This is a genomic window from uncultured Microbulbifer sp., from assembly GCF_947498635.1.
In the GTDB taxonomy this organism is placed as follows: Bacteria; Pseudomonadota; Gammaproteobacteria; order Pseudomonadales; family Cellvibrionaceae; genus Microbulbifer; species Microbulbifer echini.
Map to the genome: position 1 here is coordinate 40570 of NZ_CANMKV010000026.1, position 20938 is coordinate 61507.

Genomic DNA, 20938 nt, shown 5'->3' on the forward strand with positions numbered 1-20938 from the left:
GTCATCTCCATTGCTCTCTTGGCATCCAGTAACGATGCCCCATAAGGCCACCTAATAAGAACTGGCGAGAGGTCCCAGACATTGCCCAGCCCAGCTTTTTCCGATTCCCTTCAACCCACCATATTCTTGCAATGTGAGGATGCGAAGGGAGTCAAGCAGCTGCCCGCGGAAAAGATTCGCTAAGCTTTAGTTGTCGATGCAACAAAATCGTAATAAAGCATCCAACGGGCCGCGCAGCAGTCCGTAAATCTACAAGCGGAGGTGCCGTATAGATGAAACGCCAAAAACGCAATCACGCCGATAGGGCCTTTTACAAAGGATATCTTGCAGCCTTGAACAATAAGTCTATTGATAGCTGCCCCTTTGTGGAAAGTGACCCTCACCAGGAGTGGGTAAACGGCTGGCGTGAAGGGCGGGAAGACTACTGGAATGGCTTTGACAGGACCACCAAGGCGCAAAAACTGGAAATTTATGGCGCCATTTCTACCGATATTCAGTACCCAGACGGCTGGAGTACCATTTAGTCAAAAGGGGTGATGCCGTAAAACCTGCATCTTTTTAAGGCCACCACGATCAAAGCGCGCCTTAACGGCGCGCAAAGCCCGAGGATTCTACCAGGCAACTTTATCTCTTTATTTACTCGCGCTGCGTCGGCGCTCCAAAGCAATTGCTTCCACAGCTTCACGAATCAGTTGGGGCCCGCGGTAAATAAACCCGGTATAAACCTGAACAGCCGTTGCTCCGGCGCGAATCTTTTCAGCGGCGCTATCGCCCTCAAAGATACCACCCACGCCAATAATGGGGACCTGCTTACCAAGAACCTTTGATAATTGTGCGATAACCTCTGTAGAGCGCTGCTGAAGCGGCTTGCCACTGAGCCCACCCTCTTCACGACCATGGGGCAAATTGGCCACTGAGGACTTGTCGATCGTCGTATTTGTGGCGATAACGCCATCTATACTGTACTCACAGAGCGCTTCGGCAATCTGCTCAATAGCCTCTCCCGCTATATCTGGAGCAATTTTCACCGCAACCGGCACGTAACGATCGTTCTTTTGCGCAAGCTCTGCCTGCTTGTCCTTGATACGACAAAGGAGCCTGTTCAGGCTCTCACCGAACTGCAGGTCCCGCAGCCCCTTGGTGTTGGGCGATGAGACATTGGCAGTAATGTAATCGGCATAGGGATAGACTTTTTCCATGCACAAACAGTAATCGTCAGCCGCGCGCTCTACGGGCGTATCAAAATTTTTGCCAACATTGATACCCAAGACCCCCTTATAGCGGCGATGCTTCACCCTTTGAACCAAGTAATCAACCCCCAGGTTATTGAATCCCATACGGTTGATAATGGCCTCAGCTTCCTCCACACGAAATAGGCGCGGCAACGGATTTCCCGGCTGCGGGCGAGGGGTCACGGTACCCACCTCCACAAAGCCAAAGCCCAGGGTACCCAAACCGTTAAACGCCTGGGCATTCTTATCGAGCCCCGCTGCCAAACCAACCGGGTTCGGCAGGGTCAGCCCCATCAATTCTACCGGGTCATGCGTGACGGATTTTTTGAAAAAAGACATCAGGCCGAGGCGTTCGGCGGCACCAATTGCGTCCAAAGAGAGGTGGTGAGCTCGCTCGGGATCGAGCGCAAATAGGGCTTTACGCAGAGTTGAATACATACCTTTCCTTACGTGGGAGCAGAATCCGCTCGCCCGGTACAAACGTGCGGATATCGTGGTTCAATGTGGCCCGTGAAGTAGTGACGCGGATTCGCAAATCTGCGTATATTTCACGGGCTCGCGCCGGTCTCTTCCCGGCACATTAACGGCCTATTCTGCCAGGGACTCGCGGTCTGCTGTGGCGTGGGCAAGATACATCAACTCACGCAACGCAACAGTAAACATCGCAAAATCACTCACAGCGGCCGCCTTCAGCTCAGCAATCATGTTATGCCAACGCTGAATAGCCGGCGCCATAATAGCGCTCCAGCGCGACATTGCACTATCTACGTCCAAATTCTCCGCACTAGAGAGGCGCAGGATATTTACCGCCAGAGTGGCGAGCTGGCTATCCAGGTCATCCATGCTGGTCTCGCGGGCCTGAGCCTGCCAGAAGCTATCCACCGGTAGATCCACGATCAGGTTGCCAAACCAGTGCAGGTTCAAAGCATCGGAGAGGCTGAAGTAAACTTTAGCCACCTCTTCAACCGGCCGATCACTGGCATAGGCAGACTCAGAAATCCCAAGCGCCGAGTACAAGTAAGTTGGAGAGGCTGACAGCAATGCGACATCTTCTGGTAAGCCCGCCTCCAACAGCTTCTGGTAGCGCTGCTCCCACTCGCCCAGCGGAGCCCCACTAAGTACTTTAGGCAACGCCTTAATCACCCTTTGCACCTGGGACTGGAACAGTGCGCAATTCTGCGCGGGCTCCAAGTCACTGCGGCGATTGCGCAAGAACCAGCGCGCGGCGCGGCGAACCCGGCCAATCATAGAGTTGAGTAGCTCGGTCTGCAGCTCGGCTGGCACCTTGTAATCCAATGCGGCCAATTGCTGTTGAAATTCCACCATCTGATACACATCGCGGGCGCTGATATAAGCAGCCGCGACATCGTTGACATCGCCCCCTGTTGCACTGCTAATGCGGCTGTAGAAGGTGATCCCCATGCTGTTCACCATTTCATTGGCTACCTGGGTGGAGACAATTTGGCGCAGCAGTGGATGCTCGTATACCTGGTCCTTGTAGCGTTCAACCAATGCCGCAGGGAAGGCAGATTCGGCCGCTTCGCGCACGCGGGGGTTATTGGTAATTTCCGCCTCCTGAAGCTCTTCCTTCAGTTTTACTTTCACATAGGAAATTAAAACCGAAAGCTCCGGTCGAGTCAGGGTTTGTCCTTTGTGCACCCGCTCAGAGATTTGCTCATTGTCAGGAATAAATTCCAACGCCCTATTTAAGCGGCCATCGTCCTCGAGGCTGTTAATGGTGCGACGATACTCATCCAGGCGCTTTGAGACCTGATATTCAGCCACACTCAAGGCGCGGGTCTGGTCGTAGTTGTTATGCAACACCAGATCGCTCACGGAATCCGTCATGCCATGTAACAACTGGTTGCGCTGCTTCTCGGTGAGATCACCATTAGCCACCACTTTATCGAGCAGCACCTTGATATTTACCTCGTGATCAGAGCAATCCACCCCGGCGGCATTATCAATAAAGTCGGTATTACAGCGACCACCCTTGAGGGCAAATTCAATACGCCCACGCTGGGTCATCCCCAGGTTGCCGCCCTCACCAAAAACTTTAGCGCGCAATTCAGAACCATTCACGCGCAGGTGATCGTTGGATTTGTCTCCTACCTCACTGTCGGATTCGGTGCCGGCCTTCACATAGGTGCCAATGCCACCATTCCAAATCAAATCTACCGGCGCACGCAGTAGCGCACTAATCAGATCATTGGGCGTCAACCGGTCTTCCTTGATATCGAAAGCCGCCTTCATCTCCGGACTGATACTGATCGCTTTGACCCGGCGCTCAAAGATACCGCCCCCCTTGGAGATCAACTTGCGATCGTAATCCCGCCAGCTGGAGCGAGGCAGCTCAAAAAGTCGCTGGCGCTCTTCGAAACTGATCGCCGCATCAGGGTTCGGATCGATAAAAATATGCATATGGTTAAAGGCGGCCTTCAACTGGATGTGCTTCGAGAGCAGCATACCGTTGCCAAAGACGTCTCCCCCCATATCGCCAATACCGATTACAGAGAAGTCCTCTTTCTGAACATCCACTCCCATCTCACGGAAGTGTCTCTGCACAGATACCCAAGCCCCGCGGGCGGTAATGCCCATTTTCTTGTGGTCGTAGCCCTGACTTCCTCCCGAGGCGAAGGCATCACCCAACCAAAAGCCGTAATCCCCTGCAATACCGTTGGCGATATCCGAAAAAGTGGCCGTCCCCTTATCCGCGGCCACAACCAGGTAGGGGTCATCCTCATCTCTACGCACCACCAACTTGGGCGGGTCAATTTCACCATCTTTTAGGTTGTCGGTAATATCCAGCAACCCGCGGATAAAGGTTTTGTAACAGGCAATGCCCTCTTCCATCATGGCTTCGCGACTACCATCCACCGGGGGACGTCGTACAACAAATCCACCCTTGGCCCCACTGGGGACAATCACCGCATTCTTCACCGCCTGGGCCTTCACCAAACCCAATACCTCAGTGCGGAAATCTTCCAGGCGATCAGACCAGCGCAGCCCGCCACGGGCCACCTTGCTGCCGCGCAGGTGTACACCCTCTACTCTTGGGGAATAAACAAAAATCTCAAATTCTGGACGCGGCTCGGGGATACCGGGAATATCCCGCGGGCTGAATTTGATGGAGATATAATCTTTAGGCTGCCCATCCGCTCCCGTTTGGAAGAAGTTGGTGCGCAAGGTGGCGAGGATCAACTCAAGATAACGACGCAGTACCAGGTCTTCGTTGAGGTTTTCAACCGCATCCAGGCCATCGTGAATCTTTGCGATCAAGCGCTCGACTCGGGTTTGCTCCTGCTTACCGCTACTCAGGCGCGGATCGAACAATGCGCGAAACAGCGCTACCAGGTTACGGGTAATTTCCACCTGGCTGGCTAGGGTTGCGGCAATATAACTCTGGCTGGCACCGGACTTTGTCTGCTTCAGATAGCGGGCATAGGCGCGCAGCATGGTAACTTCACGCCAGTTCAGGCGCGCGGCCAATACCAGGCGATTGAAGGCATCACTCTCCGCGGTGTGGTTCCAAATCGCCGCAAATGCATCCTGGAAAAGCCCGCGCGATGCCTGCGCATCGATTTTCGTTGGAAGACCAAACTCCAAGTGGAACTCATGCATCCAAACATCGGTACTACCACTGGGGCGAATGGTATAGGGGAACTCTCCAATTACCCGCAGACCGAGATTCTCCAAGACCGGTATCACATCGGAGAGGGTCAAGCCGCTGCCCCAGTTAAATACTTTGAAGCGCAAACTGCCCTGGGGCGCACCAACCGGCTGATAAAAGCTCATCGCCACCCGATTGTTTTCGTTGAGGTCCTGAATTGCAGCCACATCCTGAACGGCAATGCGCGGTTCAAAGTCCTCCCGATAGCCCGCCGGGAAGGCGCGGCCAAAAGTTCGGAAAAGACGGTTACCCTGCTCCTCTCCGCTGCTGTCAATTAAGGATCGTTGAAAAATGTCTTCCCAGGAGCGGGTTATGTCCACAATTTGCGCCTCCAGCAGCGCTACATCGATATCGACAGGTTCATCAGCCGAAACGCGGAAAACAAAGTGCACCCGCGCGAGAATCGATTCGGAAAAATAAGTCGTAAAGTCAGACTCTTTGGCCTTAATCGCTTTGGAGATATGGGAGCAAATGACTTCGCGCACATCACTGCTAAACTGATCTCTCGGCACATACACGGTGGCGGTAACAAACTTGCCAAAGAGATCCCTGCGCATAAACAGGCGAACATGGGCGCGCTCATTCAGGCTCAGCACCCCCATCACCACATCAAACAACTCCTGAGAGCTGCTCTGAAAAAGTTCATCGCGGGGGAACGTGTCCAGAATACGACGTAACGCCTTGCCATCATGCCCATACCCAGTCAAGCCGCTGGACTCAATAATTGAGGCCATCTTGCGCCGGATAATCGGAATCTTGGCCGGACTCTCTGTATACACCGGTGAGGTATAGAGGCCCATAAAGGCCGACTCGCCAATCACCTCGCCCTCTGCGTTGTAGCGCTTGATCATCACGTAATCTGAATAGGCACTGCGATGTACACGGGATTTCACCGACGACTTGGCAAAAGTCAGGTAGTTGGGCCCCTGGTAAAAGCGTTGCTTGCCCTCGCTGAACGAGGTTTCATTCATGGGCGCAGCAGCTTCCTCCAGCTTCTTGAAGATCCCCAGACGGCGGTTTTCAACCTCTGTGAGGATTTTCTTGTCGTCAACTTGGCTGAATTCATATTCCCGGTACCCCAGGAAGGTAAAGTTGCCATCGCGCATCCACTGCAGGAAGGCGCTGGCCTCGAGGAGATTGGTATCGTCCTCCGAGATACCCGCCTTCAGCTGCCCTTCCATCGTGCCACAGGTCTCAAGCATCGGCGCGTAGTCATCAACTACCAACTCCACATCCCCGAGCACATCCTTTAAGGCCGCACTCAGGCCCGAGGCAAAGTCGGCCGATGTATCCCGGTTGACCTCTATATAAATCAGCGCCTCACTGATGAGCTTCGATCCTTTGGCAGACTTGCTCTCCTTCGCCGTGACATGATCAAAGCTCAGACTCTGGATGGCGTCTCGAGAAGGGTGTAGGTGTTTTAATTTGCCACTGGCACTGCGCTCAAGGTGAAACACCGTACTTATTATCGAGTGGATAACAGTATTTTTCTGATTGACCTCCATTCGCACCGAGTCCACCAGAAAGGGCATATCGCGCACCAGTAACCCTATTACCGTGTGCGGACATTCCCAGCCGTCATCCTCCAGGCGTGGGTTAAAAATCCGCACCTTGGGCAAACCATCAGAGCGTTGCTGGATAAAGTTCCACCAGGAGTAAATGCAGCCGTAGACATCCACCAGGCGCCGGCCCTGCAGGTCTTCCAGCGGGTACTGGTGCAGAAACTGCTGAGCAAAGACCACAACGGGCTCGGCATCAGATGCCAACGTATCGCGAATCAGTTCACAAACCTGTGCGACCAACTCTTCACGGCTATCGGTAATCACCGTCGCCATATTCACGGGGAACCTCCCAATCTCATTTTTGTCACATCGAATCTAATGACAGTAGATCCGAAAAGATCGTCATCTCATCCCCTAAATACTGCAGGGACGAGTCCTAAAAATTAAACTTTCCATTAACCTTTGAAGTGGCACCAGAGCCCCTCAAAAGAATGTCGCCTATCAATGGGCGTAAGTTCGGTGGTTGCCTCTTTATTTGGTGCCGCTAAAATCAACAAGTCCCACCGCTTTGGCGGCGACTATATATAAAAGATGGTAGATAGCCACCCGTATCGACAGGTCGGGCACATTTATAGAAGAAGAGACGCTATGGAAGCAAAACGGAATATCAGAGATCGTATCACCGCACTGGGCGACTGGCTGGAAGAACAGATCATCGGCCAGGAGACACTGGTTAATCGCATCTTGATTGCTCTGCTTGCCGATGGCCACCTTCTCGTGGAGGGGGCCCCAGGCCTGGCCAAAACCAAGGCGATCAAAACACTGGGCGAAGCTATTGAGGGAGACTTCCATCGAGTTCAATTCACGCCAGATCTACTGCCGGCAGATATTACCGGCACCGACATTTACCGGCCGGAAACCGGAGAGTTCCATTTTCAACCGGGACCGGTATTTCACAACCTTATCCTAGCCGATGAAATAAACCGCGCGCCCGCCAAAGTTCAATCGGCGCTGCTGGAAGCCATGGCCGAACGACAGATTAGTGTAGGTCGCAAAACCTATCCGCTGCCGCAATTATTTTTAGTGATGGCCACCCAAAACCCTATTGAGCAAGAGGGGACCTATCCTCTACCTGAAGCGCAATTGGACCGATTTCTTATGCAGGTAAATCTTGCCTACCCCGGCGCCGAGGCGGAAGCAAAAATCCTGCGCCTGGCCAGATCCGAGGCCACGCTTGGCGAAAATCGCCCTACAGAAACTATTAGCCAAGAGACGATTTTCCAGGCCCGTAATCAGATCCTGGAAATGCAAATGGTCGAGGCCGTGGAGACCTATACTGTCCAACTTATCATTGCTACGCGCGAACCGGCGAAGTATGACAGCGAGCTGGCGTCATGGCTAGATTTTGGTGCAAGCCCCCGAGCAACAATTGCACTCGATCGCTGCTCCCGTGCACATGCCTGGCTTGAGGGCCGAGACTTCGTAACACCCGATGATGTAATGGCCGTAGCACCGGATATTTTACGTCATCGCCTGCTGCTTAGCTTTGAAGCCGAGGCGGCGGGTATCACTACAGATCAGGTGATTCAGCGCCTATTGCAACAGGTACCGACGATCTGATGCAAACGGCAATACCCCCTTCAGATTTAGATTTGCGCGGAGCCTACCCTGAAGTGAGCTCGCTGGTGCAGATGCGCTACATCGCGCGCCAGCTACAACTCTTTAAACCGCGTCTGGTGCGCAGTGATCAAGCCGGTAATTTACTCACCCGCTATCGCGGACGCGGAATGAATTTTGAGGAGGTCCGGGATTACCAGCCTGGCGATGACGTGCGCACAATTGATTGGCGTGTCACTGCACGCACGGGTAAAACCCACACCAAGCTTTATCAGGAAGAGCGGGAAAGGCCTATTGTTATACTGCTCGACCTCCGTTCGCCGATGTTTTTCGGCAGTCATCGGGCATTTAAGTCTGTGGCCGCAAGCGGAATCGCCGCAGCATTGGGATGGGCCGGGCTGCAACATAGCGACCGCATAGGCGCGCTGCTCTTCTCCGACCACGACATAGACACCGTGCGCCCAAAACGCAGCCACCACGCCGTTTTGGCAATGATCCACAGCGCTGTAGACCGAGCCGCCAAATTGCAAAGCCCAATCCCAGAGCACGGTAGCCAGTCCATGCAAACACTGCTGGAGGAGGCCCGCCGTATCGCTCGCCCAGGCAGCGCACTGTTTTTGATCAGTGACTGCCACGACCTCAACCAGCCGTGCTCTCAATCCTTATACTTACTTTCAAGGCATGCTGATCTACAAGTGATCCGGATTACGGACCCCTTAGAGATGCAGTTACCCAGTCAGTCTCTAACGATTTCCGATGGCCACCGACGCACTTTCCTGAATACTGGCAATCGCCCATTGCGTGAGTACTTTGCTGAAAAACAGGCTCAGGCTCGGGCCGATGTAGAGCAGCTATGTCGAAAGCATCGACTACCACTGCTGGACTTTGACAACACCAAGCCCCTGGTCGGGGAATTAATGTCTTTTTACGGTTCTCGCCAGCAAAATGGTTGGCACAAAAACAAAAGGCAGTAGCCGTGATCGATATGAAACACCCTTTATTTTCGCCATATAGCATTTATTTGACCGTTTCAATTCATAGTGTCGGCAGCCGCATTCTGACCGGGGGAAAACCGTGCTGAGAAAACAACAGCAACTACAACCTCCCTCACCAGAGACGCAGGAGTTGTTAGCACAGCTCCACGACATCCAAGAGCCTCCTCCTGTGAGCTGGTGGCCACCCGCCCCAGGCTGGTGGCTGCTCGCCCTATTGATATTCGCCTTTCTGCTAGGGCTCACCCTTTGGCTTCACCGCAAGAAAAAACAGGCCGAACGCAATCGCTACCGGAAAGAAGCTGTCGCCTTATTGGAGACGATAAATACACAGAAGCCAGAAGCCGCCGAAGAGATCAATGAAATATTAAAGCGCGTCGCGGTAACCACGTTCAGCCGAGCGCGCTGCGGCAACCTCACCGGTAATGCCTGGCTCAAATTCCTCCAAAACAGCGCCCTCTTGGAACCCCCTCACCAGGTGCATGCAGTGTTACTCGAAGAACTTTACCGAGGCACATCCGAACCAGAGAGTAGCCAGGTTTTTTGCCAATATGCCATTCAGTGGGTCCAGCAACACCAATATTCAGAACAAGCGCCTGCCCCCCGCGTTGACAAGGAGCCTGCCAGTGTTTGAGTTTGCCTGGCCCTGGGTATTTCTACTTGCCCCACTACCACTGCTTGCACGACTACTATTAGCGCAGGCCAAACCTTTGAGCAGCGCACTCAAAGTACCCTTTTACTCGGAGCTTTCCCAACGCGGTGGCGGGGAGCAAAACAATCCGATCAATCTCCTATTGCTCACCTTGATTTGGCTGCTGCTTATTTGCGCAGCAGCGCGCCCGCGCTGGTATGGAGAGCCTATTTCCCAGGCCAGTAGCGCACGGGACCTGCTGGTTGCGGTAGATATTTCCGGCAGTATGGAGACCCCAGACATGCTTTTAGGTGGCCGCCCCGCGATGCGCATCAATGCGGTCAAGCAGGTAGTGGGCGACTTTGTCGAGCGGCGCCAGGGCGATCGTCTGGGGTTGGTGCTCTTCGGCACTCGCGCCTATTTACAGGCGCCGCTGACTTACGATCGCGAAACGGTAGGGACACTTTTACGTGAGGCTCAAATCGGTTTTGCCGGCCAAGGTACTGCCATTGGTGACGCTATCGGTCTGTCGGTTAAACGCCTCACCCAGCGTCCTGCAGAACAGCGCGTATTAATTCTGCTTACCGATGGCGCCAATACCGCAGGGGAAGTCTCCCCACTGAAAGCCGCAGAACTGGCGCAGCAGGCTGGAATTACGGTCTATACCATTGGCGTGGGTGCCGAAGAGATGGTTCAACCGGGCCTTCTGGGCAGCCGTTATGGTAGCCGGCGGATCAACCCATCAAGAGATCTCGATAGCAAAACCTTACAGGCGATCGCCGATACCACCGGTGGGCGCTATTTCCGTGCACACAACCCCCAAGAGCTTGCAGAAATCTATTCAGAACTGGATGAATTAGAGCCGGTGGAACAAGAAGCGGAGAGTTACCGCCCGCTAAAATCCCTGTTTGTCTGGCCTCTGGGCCTTGCCCTACTATTAGCGGCAGTCTGGGCATTAACCCCTCTCTGCATAAATTTTCGATATCACTCGACCACCAACAAACCCTCAGCTACGAACGGAGGCCGGGCACAGTGAGTTCACCTGAACTACTCCAGTCTTTTCACTTCCTGCGTCCCTATTGGCTTTGGCTGCTGATTCCGGCTGCAGTACTTTGCTGGAATCTGAGCAAAATGTTCTTAAACAACGCTCAGCTACAAAAGGTAATTGATGCAGATCTATTACCACATCTCTTAATGCGCGGTGGCGCCAAGCGCCCATGGCTGTTCGGATTGATCTTCGCTCTGCTCGCCGCCATGATTCTCGCAATGGCCGGGCCCACCTGGCGAAAGCTGCCAACACCGGTCTACAGCAACCAAGATGCCCTGGTGATCTTGCTGGACCTATCACCCTCCATGATGGCGACGGACCTCTCCCCCAACCGCCTCACCCGCGCAAGGTTGAAAATTCTCGATATATTGCGCGAACGAAAGGACGGGCTGACGGCCTTGGTAGCCTACGCCGGCGAAGCTCATGTGGTGACACCACTGACAGAGGACACCGCCACTATTGCCAATCTAGTACCTTCGCTATCACCAGCCATTATGCCCGTACCCGGCAGCAATATAGAGATGGCGGTAAATACTGGTATTCGCCTCCTTAAAGATGGCTCTGCAGGGCGCGGGCAACTGCTCTCTGTCACCGACGGTATTGATCCAAGCGCTGTAAGTGTCATCGCCAAATCCCTGGCCGATGCTGACGTTGAGCTCAGTATTCTTGCGGTCGGCAGTGGCGAGGGAAGTCCAATTCCCCGAGGCAACAGTGGGGGGTTTGTAACAGACAGCAACGGAGCCATTGTCATTTCCAACTTTGACCCGCGAGAGTTGCGTAACCTGGCCCGCGACAGTGGTGGCCGCTATGCAAAAATCACAGTGAATGACTCAGACATTGAACATCTACTCCCGCAGGATGAAAATCCGGAGCAGGCTGAGCTGACCGAAAGGGAATTCGATCAGTGGCGCGATGAAGGACCCCTTTTAGTTCTGCTCCTTCTGCCATTTGCCGCACTACTGTTTCGTCGTGGCGCTCTCGCCTGCGCCTTGCCCCTTGTTTTAGTGATCAGCTTCCCCAATGAAAGCCAGGCATTGGAGTGGAAAGATCTCTGGCAACGCAAAGATCAACAGGGGCAACAGTTGTTAGAAAAAGGGGAAACCTCTAAAGCCGCTGAAACATTTCGCAACCCTGAATGGCGCGGCGCGGCAAATTATCGCGCAGGCGACTATGCCGCTGCTCAGCAGGATTTTTCTCAACAAAAAGATCCACAGGGTCTCTACAATCTGGGGAATAGCCTTGTACAGCAAGGCGAGTATGAGCAGGCCATAAAAGCCTATGACCAAGCCCTAACAGAAGCGCCCCAATTCGCAGATGCACAGCACAATCGGGATATTGCGGAAAAACTCAGAGAGCTTCAGAAACAGCAACAAGAACAGCAACAGCAGTCACAACAACAGGCCGGGGATCAGGATAAAAAACAGCAGCAGGAACAGCAAGCTGGTAACCAGCAACAAAATCAGCAGGGCCAGCAGCAGGAAAACCAACAACCACCACCCTCAGGTCAACCCCAAGAGCCCTCCAGCCAGGAAGCTGAACAGGAACAGGAGCAGTCTGCTCAACAACAAGCTCCTGAGTCAGAACAGGAGCAGGAACAGCGCGCACAAGACGGGGAGAAAAAACCAGGGGAACCTCAGGAAGAGTCCAAGGGGGCCGGTGTAGAGGAAGGCCAGTTAGACCCTGAAACCCAACAGGCCTTGGATCAATGGCTACGGCAAATCCCCGATGATCCCGCCGGCCTGATGCGAGAGAAATTTAAATATGAGAGTTTACAGAGGCGACGTGCCTACCGCAGTGGAGAATGGGAACCCCCTGAAAACGGAGCCACCCAGCGCTGGTAGAAAATGATCTCCGAAGCCTAGTTTTTATGTCTGGTTTTAAATGTGTTCAAACCCAGGGAAGCTCATGGAAAGCTTTTTAAGAAAAAATAATTCAAACAACCCTGTACATTTATCAGGGGTCCGTTATTTGCTTCTTTTGCTCGCACTCTTTTGCCTGCCTGTAAATAGCCAGGCAAGTGACCTCAGCGCAAATGTCGATAGAAATAAAATTGGTATCGATGAAACCCTAAACCTAAGAGTGCGTTATTCTGGCGATGAGAATGGCGGCCAACCCGATTTCGAATTACTAGAGCAGGATTTCGACATTCTCTCTCGCCAGCAATCCAACCAATATCGAGTCATCAATGGCCGTGCAGAGAGCTTCGTAGAATGGATACTCACACTCGCACCAAAACGTGAGGGAGAGTTATTTATCCCCTCCCTACATTTTAAAGGCCAAGTCTCCGACGCAATCCCTATTAAGGTCAGCGAGGCCGGGAGCGCACCCGATGGCGCCAAGCGCAAAGCCTTTATGGAGATTGAGCTGGACAAGGATGAAGTCTTCGTACAAGAGCAACTACTAGTAAAGGTCCGCTTGTACACTACCATTGGCCTGCACGATATCGCTACCGAGCCCCTGCAGGTAGCCGGCGCACATGTAGAGAAAGTTGATGAGCAACGCTATGAACGAAAACTGGATGGTGTCAGCCATGCCGTCTATGAACTTACCTATGCGGTTTTTCCCGATAGCTCCGGGCAACTCTCTATTCCCGCGCTAACTTATGTTGCTGTTGCTGGACGTCGAGATCCCTTCTCGCTATTTAATCGTAACAGCCAAAGACTGCGCCTACGCTCCCAGGGAAAAACCATCGAAGTGCTCCCCAAGCCCGATAGCTACAGTGGCGCTCACTGGCTACCTGCGGCAAGCCTGGGAATTGTGCAAACTTGGAGTCAAGACCCAGATACCTTTGCGGTCGGTGAACCTATCACTCGAATCCTTACCATTCGGGCCGAGGGCCTGCGCGCAGCCCAGCTACCCCCTCTTCCCAAACTAGACCTGCAGGGTCTTAAAACCTATCCGGACCAACCACAACAGGAAGACCAAGTTGGCCCGAATGGTGTCACTGGCAGCCGCATAGAAACCACCGCAATCGTCGCCACTCAGCCCGGCGATTATCAACTACCCGCCATCACCCTCACCTGGTGGGACACTAAAAATAAGAAGCAACGCACCACTCAACTCCCCGCATTCCGCTTTAAGGTCAGCGGCACTGCAGCCACAACACCACCGTCACAAGAATCCGGAAATCTGCCCACTTTAGCGACGCCTAGCACCATAAACTTAGAAAAGCAGGGTCATTTCTGGCGCAACCTAGCTATTGCTGCCATTGCCTCCCACCTATTGTGGATTCTTTATTTTTATCGGCTCAACCAAAAGCGAACCAAACTTCAAACAACGAATCCAAATTCAGAAAAAAAAGAACAGCATGAAGGCAAGTTGAAAAAAGCTATTGAAAGCGAAGACCCAATACACATCCAACAAGCCTTACTGGAATGGTTACAACAACGATGGCCACAAGCCAGAGGGAATAATCTAAGTGAGATGTCTCATCAATTAGGATTTGAGGAACTAGTAGAACTTCAGTCACTACTTAGCGCAGCCATCTACCAAGAGCCAATTAAACCGCTAAATACTGAGAAATTAAAAATACTAATTAGGCAGTTAATGGAGAGAAATAGTGATTTGAATACGGCCTCTGAACAGGGAGAGCTACCAAAGCTGTTTACATAAATTGAGCCGGTTCGTACAATTTCTGAAATCGTGACACCGGTCAACTCGATAGAGGTTGAACTATCTCTATCCTGAAGTAGGTCAGCCTCTTTACAATAGTAGTCTGCTAAAAAATAGGATTTTCCTACAGTTCATACAACGACCAACCCTGGTATTTCAGACTTGATTTACCACAACCAAATCACTAAGTCACTACCGTTCTCGAGCTCGATTGAGGATAGACTCGACCAGCGAAAGGGTTTCTGCTGCTGCTTTATCCCAAGAAAATTTCTCCGCCCTTTGCAATGCACGAAGTTGCAACTCTGAAACCTTTTCACGATCTTGTGTCAACAAAGTTAATGCGCGCGCAATTTCTGTTGTGGAGGCTGGATTGACCGTCAATGCCGCATCCCCGGCAACTTCAGCCATTGCGCCCAGATTAGCCGTCAATACGGGAGTTCCTTGGCTATAAGCTTCAACAATTGGTAAACCGAACCCCTCATAGAGCGAAGGAATTAACAGCGCCCTGGCTTCTCGATATAGTTTTGGCAATTGATCGTCGGCCACATAACCGAGAAGCTCGATACTTTCCTCAAGTCCTAACTCTCGGATCTTCCCCTGCAACTCCGGTAAACCCCAGCCCTTACCTCCACATATTTTCAGTGGCAGTGGCCCGGCTATTTCTTTCCGATATGAGCTATAAGCATCCAACAAACGTTTGAGGTTTTTGCGTGGTTCAATGGTACCCACAAAAAGAAAATACTCTCCCAAAGGGCTAGGTGTATCGGCAACCTCTAGAAAAGGGGCTTCGTAAATTGTCACAATCTTTTCAGCACACGCGGGAAATGATTGCCGTAATTCACTTGCCGTAGACCTTGAAACAGCAATAACTGAGTCAGCTAACTTAACTGCCGGGGGCATCAGCATTCTCTCAAGCTGCAGACCAAGACGCGGCATAGTCTCAGGAAATCGTTGCCATACCAAGTCATGTACTGTAAGTACTTTAGATACCGAGGAGCCGAGACAAAGCGGCAGGTGGTGGCGTGGGGACCAAAACAGATCCGCACTATCCCTCCAAGCCCAAAAGGGAAAAACCGCCTGAGCAAAGAATGAACTTAAGCTCCCCCTACGAACATTTCCCGACCTAACCGTCACATTAGGAAGCGACTGTAAATCAACCAGAAGGGGCTGATGGCTATATAGGTACCATTCATGCTCACTTACGATCATGCGCTCTAAAATTGCACGGGTATAGCGCCCAATTCCCGTCGTGGGAATTGAGAGTGGCCGAGCATCCACAGCTATTTTGGCCATTACGGCGTCAACCCCCTCTCCAAAAGCACCTCCTGATAGAGCTTCTGGTAGGCGTTGACCATTTTGTCAGCAGTAAATAACTGCTCGTAACGACAACGACCAGCACGACCCATCTCTTCTGCTTTCGCTGGATCGGACCAGAGGTCATCCATACCCTTTCGCAGAGCGAGGTGGTCCGCCGCCTTCACAACAAACCCTGTTTCTCCATCCAGATTGACAAAACTGGTTCCGGTTCCGATTTCGCAGGAAATGAGAGGCTTGCTACTCATCAACCCCTCGATCAAGGTTACTCCGAAAGCCTCCGAGCGCAAATGAGATGGGAAGACCACCGCCCTGCACAACTTCATCAGCACGACTTTTTCTTCATCACTCACGAAACCAGCAAAGTAAATATTGGTAGCACCGAGCTCATCCGCAAGGAATTTTAAGCGATCAGCCTCGGGGCCCTTACCTGCAATAACAACACAATAAGGCTGATTTGCGGCGGCTCGAATTAGATACTCCAATCCCTTGTAATACCTGAGAACACCAACAAAAAGCATAAAGTCACGACCAAATTGCTTCTCAATGTTTAGGAATGCCTCTTCAGATGGATCAGGATACCCCTGCTCGGAGATTCCTAGAGGTATCACCTTTACCTTGTTCCGATATTTCTTCAGGACTGGGCTGGTTTCCAGGTAGTTATCAGACGTTGCTACGATGCGGTCTGCTCGTGCCAGGAACCAATACATTAAGGGTCTATATAAAGCACCCAGCAGCCTCTGCCTGACAATATCTGAATGATAGGTCACCACAAGTGGTCGTGACCGGCCAGCCAGTAAGTATGACAAATCACCAAACGGCCACGGAAAATGAAAATGCAATAGCCGAGCCTTCGAGCGGAACAGCTCCACCAAAAGCCCCGGCCCGACACAGCATGAAGCAATTGAGAACCAGCGTTTCCTTGCAATAACAGGAAGACTCCCGTTAAGTTTCAAGTTCACAGGGGAATCAGACAAAGTCAGAACACCACACTTGTTTGTTTTTTGTGCAACCTCTAAGATGACCTGCTCTAGCCCCCCCTGGGATTCAGGATAAAAAGTACGGTAGCAATGAAGGATCTGTAGTTCGGGAAACAATTGAGACTCGCTTAACTAGAGGGCCGTGACCTTACGGTAACCTGTTGTTTTATAACGTATTAAGGTATATTAAGACCCCCCAATAGCCCGGTGTCAACGTGAAAATACTATTCTGCACCATGCAATTCGGGCCCGGATATAATCAGGGGACCGAAAAGTACATACGCAATCTCGCTCACGATTTAAGTAAGTCGGGATGTGACGTTATAGTTGCAGGCGGTGACCCTGAGGGGATATTAACCGATAGCACTCATATTGACGATTCGGGGTTTCAGCTAATCAAGCTTCCAACTTTTGGCTGGAATACTACTGAAGGCGATTCAGTTGATAATTATCTAAACCTACTCACCGAGCTGAGCCCCGACCTCGTACACATGGTGAATCCAGCCCACATTGGCATTAATTTATTAAATGCAGCCCAGAAATTAGGTATTCCTTACTTTATATCGGTCACCGACTTCTGGTGGCTCTGCCCAAAACATACATTAACCCTTAAGTCCGGCAAATTCTGCTCAGGTTTTGTTGAGCAAGAAGCCTGCTTCCGATGCATTGCAGAAACACACCCCAACAAGTTGGTAAAAACGGCTTCGCAGCTCCCAGCTGCAAGAAATTATATTGCTAAGATTTTACTTTTGAAGAATGCTCCATTTGCAGTCTCGTCAGATAGCAAAAATCGCAAACAGATGTTGGCCTCAGTCCTAAATAAAGCAAGAGCGGTAATCTGTCTCTCCAAAACCAGCCTGAAGCGATTAAAAGAATACTACTCATTGAGTAATTGCCACTATACTCCCGCCGGCATTTCGGATACTTGGTTTCAAGCAGGCTCTCATCGACGAACGAGGAATACCCCCTTCGTGGTAGGATATCTTGGAGTTATTGCTCCACACAAAGGCCTGCATACTCTTACCCATGCATTAAATGACCTTGGTGATTCAGAAATAATACTTAAGGTTGCCGGAAAAATATCCACCAACAGATATGCCAAGCAGTGCCTTAACACCTATAGAAATACTGAGTATGCTGGTGAGCTTAGCGAACTACGAAGCAAGGAGTTTATAGATTCATTAGATCTATTAGTAATACCTAGCAATTCACCAGAAAATCAACCGCAAGTATTGCTTGAGGCAGCTGCTAGAAAAAAACCAGTTCTTGCCTCCAATACACCAGGCTGCGCTGAACTTCTACCTTCTACAGCCGTTTTTCCTGTTAATGATGTGAAGCGGCTTAAAGAGCTGTTAAGTATAGCCAAAAAGGATCTGTCCAAAATTGGTCGCCCTACTTTAGGATTATCCTCCAAAGCAGTTTCTGAAGAAATCTTAACCGAATACCAAAAAGTGCTGTAAATCCGTGATCTTTCTCAAAAAACACCATAGAGACATCGTCTTCTACAAGGCGCTATGTAATTTACGATCCGAAGCGTCAAAAACTTACTTGAGCTTCCTCTGGTGGATCATAGAACCAATTTTTTCAATGGTGATCTACTATTTTATATTTGCCGTCGTATTTCAGCGGGGAACCGATGATTTTGTCCCCTTCCTTCTCGTTGGATTAGTAGTTTGGCAGTGGTTTGCCCAATGTGTTAGCCACTGCTCAGCTGCAATCATCCAAAATCACGCACTCATCAGTCAAGTCAACTTCCCCAAAGTAGTACTCCCATCGATTAATATCGTCATGGATACCTTCAAGTTCAGTATTGTATTTACCCTACTATTGATTAGCCTATGGATTATGGGGTATCCACCTACATGGAGTTATATTTATCTTCCTCTTATTCTCGGGATACAGTTTTTGCTGAATTATGCCTGTGGCCTGATCGCTAGTGCGCTCATTCCATTTGTACCAGATCTCTCTAATCTGATTCCCCATCTGCTACGACTCGGCATGTATGGTTCAGGTATCCTCTATACCGTCAGTTCGTTACCAGAAAACATTCAAGATATTCTCGCTTACAACCCAATGATCTGGGTCATTGAGAGCTACCGCGACATATTGATGTATAACCAAATACCTAACGTATCTAGTTTGGCAGTTTACACCTGCGCAGCTATATCGCTTTATGCTCTTGCTAGATTAATAATGAGAAAGCTAAATCCCGTATTCGCAAGAGCACTGATGCAACGATGAGTGAAAGCAAGAAGTCAGCCATAAGCTTGAAAAATGTACGGGTGACCTATCGCTCAGGCATTCCTTTTACCCGAGCAACCAGTGTTTATAGTCCACTGAAAGATATTAGTTTTGAGCTTTATGAGGGGGACTCGCTTGGAGTTCTTGGTCGCAATGGTGCAGGAAAAAGCACTCTACTTCGTCTCCTGAACGGTATCATCAAGCCTGATGACGGGAAAGTGATCAACCATGGTCACAGAACCGCACTACTTTCTTTGACCGTTGGCTACGACCAAAATCTTTCCGGTCGGCAAAACGCAGTTATCAGTGGCATGATGATGGGCCTTAAAAAACATTTTATCGTCAGTAAACTTGATGACATTAATGAGTTCGCCGAGCTAAGAGAGTTTTTTGATCAACCAGTTAAAAACTACTCTACGGGCATGAAGCAACGCCTTGGAATGGCTGTCGCAATTCATTTGAAATCTGATGTCTTACTGATTGATGAGATTTTAGCGGTCGGCGACTCTAGGTTTAGAAGGAAATCAGAGGCAGTAATGAGAGAGAAAATAACGTCAGGGGACACCGTAGTCCTGGTTTCTCACTCTACGGAAACTGTTAAGCGGCTTTGTAACAAGGCTATATGGATTGAAAATGGTGTTGTGGCTCAATACGGTGATAGCAAAGATGTAGTAGCATGTTATGAGGAATCACAGAAGTAATGCGTGTTCTTATCTATGAGCCAATGCCAGATATTCAGCGCGCGGAAATCATCTTAGCAATCGCACGTAAAGAGTCCAAACTTGGAAGTAATATTTTCCTTTTAGTCGAGGAAGAGGTACAGCTTTTTAGCAGAAACCACATCAATCAACCACACAGTGTAAACTGCACAAACATAGTAAAAGCAAAGGTTGCAACAAGCGGATTTAACTTTATCGCCCTGCCTAGAAGCAAAACTCTAGCGAAGCAATTCAAAGCGAATCCAAATAAAACCCTAAAAGAGATAAAACACTATCGGACGAACCACTTCTATAAAGTGATAGAGAGCTTTAAACCTGACAAGATAATAATTTGGAATGGTCTACCTCATTATCAACAGGATTTTATAGATCTTGCCCGCGATATAAATCCAAATCAGAAATTTTCCTTCTTGGAAGCCGGCTGGTTTCCACAGTCAGGCACTTACTATGAAGATCCCCTCGGAGTAAATGCACAAAGCTCGATCTCTATTACAAAGCCAAGAACTATTAGTTCGGAAGAGCGAAAAAACGTAAGGCAGTGGAAAGTGTCATATAGGGAAAAATTTGAGGATAATAATATATCTGATAATGGATATGTATTTATCCCCCTCCAATTAGAAACAGACACAAACATTACAAAGTTTTCCCCATTTTCCACCATGAAAAACTTTCTTGAGTGGGCCGAATCACATGTAGCCCCCGAGATAACTATTATTGCACGCCAACACCCACTTGACCGCACCCCTCAACTTAACCTTCTCCCCCCAAATAGCCAAATAAAGCTCGACAACGAAACTCCACTACATCAATTGATATCAAAGTCCAGCTGTGTTTTGGGAATAAATAGTACTGTTTTACTTGAATCATTAACATACGACAAACCTGTTTACGCAGTAGGAAATGGGGTTTTTTCTGCAAGTAATGCCATCATTAAAGCAAGGCTGGATAAAACCATACCTATCCATCATGTATTCTCAATTAAAAACCAGGAAGAATTCCTTCACCTACTTTTCAATAAACAAAAAACTTTTGCCATACCCAAAACCTCTCTTTCAAATGCGCTATTGTCAGCCATAAAAAGCCAAAAATATTCTCACTATCCACTATCAAGTATTATCTTTTCTACGCTTAGGGTATGGATAAAAAGTAAATTGCAAAAATAATATGATGACTCCTGCTTTCGGACAATTAGTGCAACTGGTAATGGAGGGCTCAGCTGGCAGAGTTGACATCTCTCAACATCAAGAGAAAAACACTCATGCGCTACTATCAGCTGTGCGAGAACGGACGATACCAGATTTACATCGTAAGCGGTACATGAACCACATTATTCTACTTGCTTTGACTGACTGGCATGATGCCCCCTCCATCAACTTCGGA

The 20938-nt window shown here is 50.2% G+C and carries 16 protein-coding genes; 12 read left to right on the forward strand and 4 right to left on the reverse strand.

Annotated features, from left to right (window positions below):
- Positions 1 to 272: 272 nt before the first annotated feature.
- On the forward strand, positions 273 to 524 hold the full coding sequence (locus Q1A69_RS13865; protein WP_299586416.1) for a ribosome modulation factor: 252 nt from the start codon (positions 273 to 275) through the stop codon (positions 522 to 524).
- Between the two features lie 108 nt (positions 525 to 632).
- Here Q1A69_RS13865 and Q1A69_RS13870 read toward each other — a convergent pair whose 3' ends face one another.
- Positions 633 to 1670 (reverse strand): quinone-dependent dihydroorotate dehydrogenase, encoded by a 1038-nt coding sequence (locus Q1A69_RS13870; protein ID WP_299586419.1) that lies wholly within the window; start codon positions 1668 to 1670, stop codon positions 633 to 635.
- 150 nt (positions 1671 to 1820) lie between these two features.
- Positions 1821 to 6737 carry an NAD-glutamate dehydrogenase gene (locus tag Q1A69_RS13875; RefSeq protein WP_299586460.1) on the reverse strand — a complete coding sequence of 1639 codons (4917 nt, stop codon included), beginning with the start codon at positions 6735 to 6737 and terminating at the stop codon, positions 1821 to 1823.
- A gap of 315 nt (positions 6738 to 7052) precedes the next feature.
- Between Q1A69_RS13875 and Q1A69_RS13880 the strand changes: the two genes are divergently transcribed.
- The 6 genes from Q1A69_RS13880 to Q1A69_RS13905 all read left to right on the forward strand — a co-directional run bounded on the left by Q1A69_RS13880 (position 7053) and on the right by Q1A69_RS13905 (position 14304).
- A complete protein-coding gene (locus Q1A69_RS13880) occupies positions 7053 to 8024 on the forward strand; it encodes a MoxR family ATPase (protein ID WP_299586422.1) in 972 nt (323 codons plus the stop codon).
- Positions 8024 to 8995, forward strand: coding sequence for a DUF58 domain-containing protein (locus tag Q1A69_RS13885; RefSeq protein WP_299586425.1), 972 nt, complete (start codon positions 8024 to 8026; stop codon positions 8993 to 8995). Before Q1A69_RS13880 ends, Q1A69_RS13885 begins: the two co-directional genes overlap by 1 nt.
- 100 nt (positions 8996 to 9095) lie before the next feature.
- A complete protein-coding gene (locus Q1A69_RS13890) occupies positions 9096 to 9647 on the forward strand; it encodes a DUF4381 domain-containing protein (RefSeq protein ID WP_299586428.1) in 552 nt (183 codons plus the stop codon).
- Positions 9640 to 10680: a VWA domain-containing protein gene (locus Q1A69_RS13895; protein WP_299586430.1), complete on the forward strand. Its 1041-nt coding sequence runs from the start codon at positions 9640 to 9642 to the stop codon at positions 10678 to 10680. The genes Q1A69_RS13890 and Q1A69_RS13895 overlap by 8 nt, the downstream gene beginning before the upstream one ends.
- On the forward strand, positions 10677 to 12533 hold the full coding sequence (locus Q1A69_RS13900) for a VWA domain-containing protein (protein WP_299586432.1): 1857 nt from the start codon (positions 10677 to 10679) through the stop codon (positions 12531 to 12533). Before Q1A69_RS13895 ends, Q1A69_RS13900 begins: the two co-directional genes overlap by 4 nt.
- A gap of 127 nt (positions 12534 to 12660) precedes the next feature.
- Positions 12661 to 14304 (forward strand): BatD family protein, encoded by a 1644-nt coding sequence (locus Q1A69_RS13905; RefSeq protein ID WP_299586435.1) that lies wholly within the window; start codon positions 12661 to 12663, stop codon positions 14302 to 14304.
- Positions 14305 to 14496: 192 nt separating this feature from the next.
- On the opposite strand, the gene Q1A69_RS13910 is transcribed toward Q1A69_RS13905, so the two are convergent.
- Both Q1A69_RS13910 and Q1A69_RS13915 read right to left on the reverse strand, forming a co-directional pair.
- Positions 14497 to 15597, reverse strand: coding sequence for a glycosyltransferase family 1 protein (locus tag Q1A69_RS13910; RefSeq protein ID WP_299586437.1), 1101 nt, complete (start codon positions 15595 to 15597; stop codon positions 14497 to 14499).
- Entirely contained in the window at positions 15597 to 16715 is a 1119-nt protein-coding gene (locus Q1A69_RS13915) for a glycosyltransferase (protein ID WP_299586439.1), read from the reverse strand. Before Q1A69_RS13915 ends, Q1A69_RS13910 begins: the two co-directional genes overlap by 1 nt.
- A 98-nt stretch (positions 16716 to 16813) precedes the next feature.
- Here Q1A69_RS13915 and Q1A69_RS13920 point away from each other — a divergent pair, with 98 nt between their 5' ends.
- The 5 genes from Q1A69_RS13920 to Q1A69_RS13940 form a co-directional block, all read left to right on the forward strand.
- Positions 16814 to 18058, forward strand: coding sequence for a glycosyltransferase (locus Q1A69_RS13920; protein ID WP_299586441.1), 1245 nt, complete (start codon positions 16814 to 16816; stop codon positions 18056 to 18058).
- 4 nt (positions 18059 to 18062) lie between these two features.
- Positions 18063 to 18839: an ABC transporter permease gene (locus tag Q1A69_RS13925; protein WP_299586443.1), complete on the forward strand. Its 777-nt coding sequence runs from the start codon at positions 18063 to 18065 to the stop codon at positions 18837 to 18839.
- Positions 18836 to 19540, forward strand: a complete 705-nt coding sequence (locus tag Q1A69_RS13930; protein WP_299586446.1) for an ABC transporter ATP-binding protein — start codon at positions 18836 to 18838, stop codon at positions 19538 to 19540. The genes Q1A69_RS13925 and Q1A69_RS13930 overlap by 4 nt, the downstream gene beginning before the upstream one ends.
- The gene (locus Q1A69_RS13935) at positions 19540 to 20721 is read left to right on the forward strand and encodes a hypothetical protein (protein WP_299586449.1); all 1182 of its coding nucleotides are present in this window, start codon (positions 19540 to 19542) and stop codon (positions 20719 to 20721) included. Before Q1A69_RS13930 ends, Q1A69_RS13935 begins: the two co-directional genes overlap by 1 nt.
- Position 20722: 1 nt before the next feature.
- Positions 20723 to 20938 (forward strand): hypothetical protein (locus tag Q1A69_RS13940; RefSeq protein ID WP_299586452.1); only part of this gene is annotated, 216 nt, incomplete at its 3' end.

Coding starts and splice junctions, on each gene's coding strand:
- Q1A69_RS13885 (WP_299586425.1), top strand. CDS start 8,024: ATGCAAACGGCAATACCCCCTTCAGATTTAGATTTGCGCGGAGCCTAC.
- Q1A69_RS13865 (WP_299586416.1), top strand. CDS start 273: ATGAAACGCCAAAAACGCAATCACGCCGATAGGGCCTTTTACAAAGGA.
- Q1A69_RS13910 (WP_299586437.1), bottom strand. CDS start 15,597: ATGGCCAAAATAGCTGTGGATGCTCGGCCACTCTCAATTCCCACGACG.
- Q1A69_RS13880 (WP_299586422.1), top strand. CDS start 7,053: ATGGAAGCAAAACGGAATATCAGAGATCGTATCACCGCACTGGGCGAC.
- Q1A69_RS13935 (WP_299586449.1), top strand. CDS start 19,540: ATGCGTGTTCTTATCTATGAGCCAATGCCAGATATTCAGCGCGCGGAA.
- Q1A69_RS13870 (WP_299586419.1), bottom strand. CDS start 1,670: ATGTATTCAACTCTGCGTAAAGCCCTATTTGCGCTCGATCCCGAGCGA.
- Q1A69_RS13875 (WP_299586460.1), bottom strand. CDS start 6,737: ATGGCGACGGTGATTACCGATAGCCGTGAAGAGTTGGTCGCACAGGTT.
- Q1A69_RS13930 (WP_299586446.1), top strand. CDS start 18,836: ATGAGTGAAAGCAAGAAGTCAGCCATAAGCTTGAAAAATGTACGGGTG.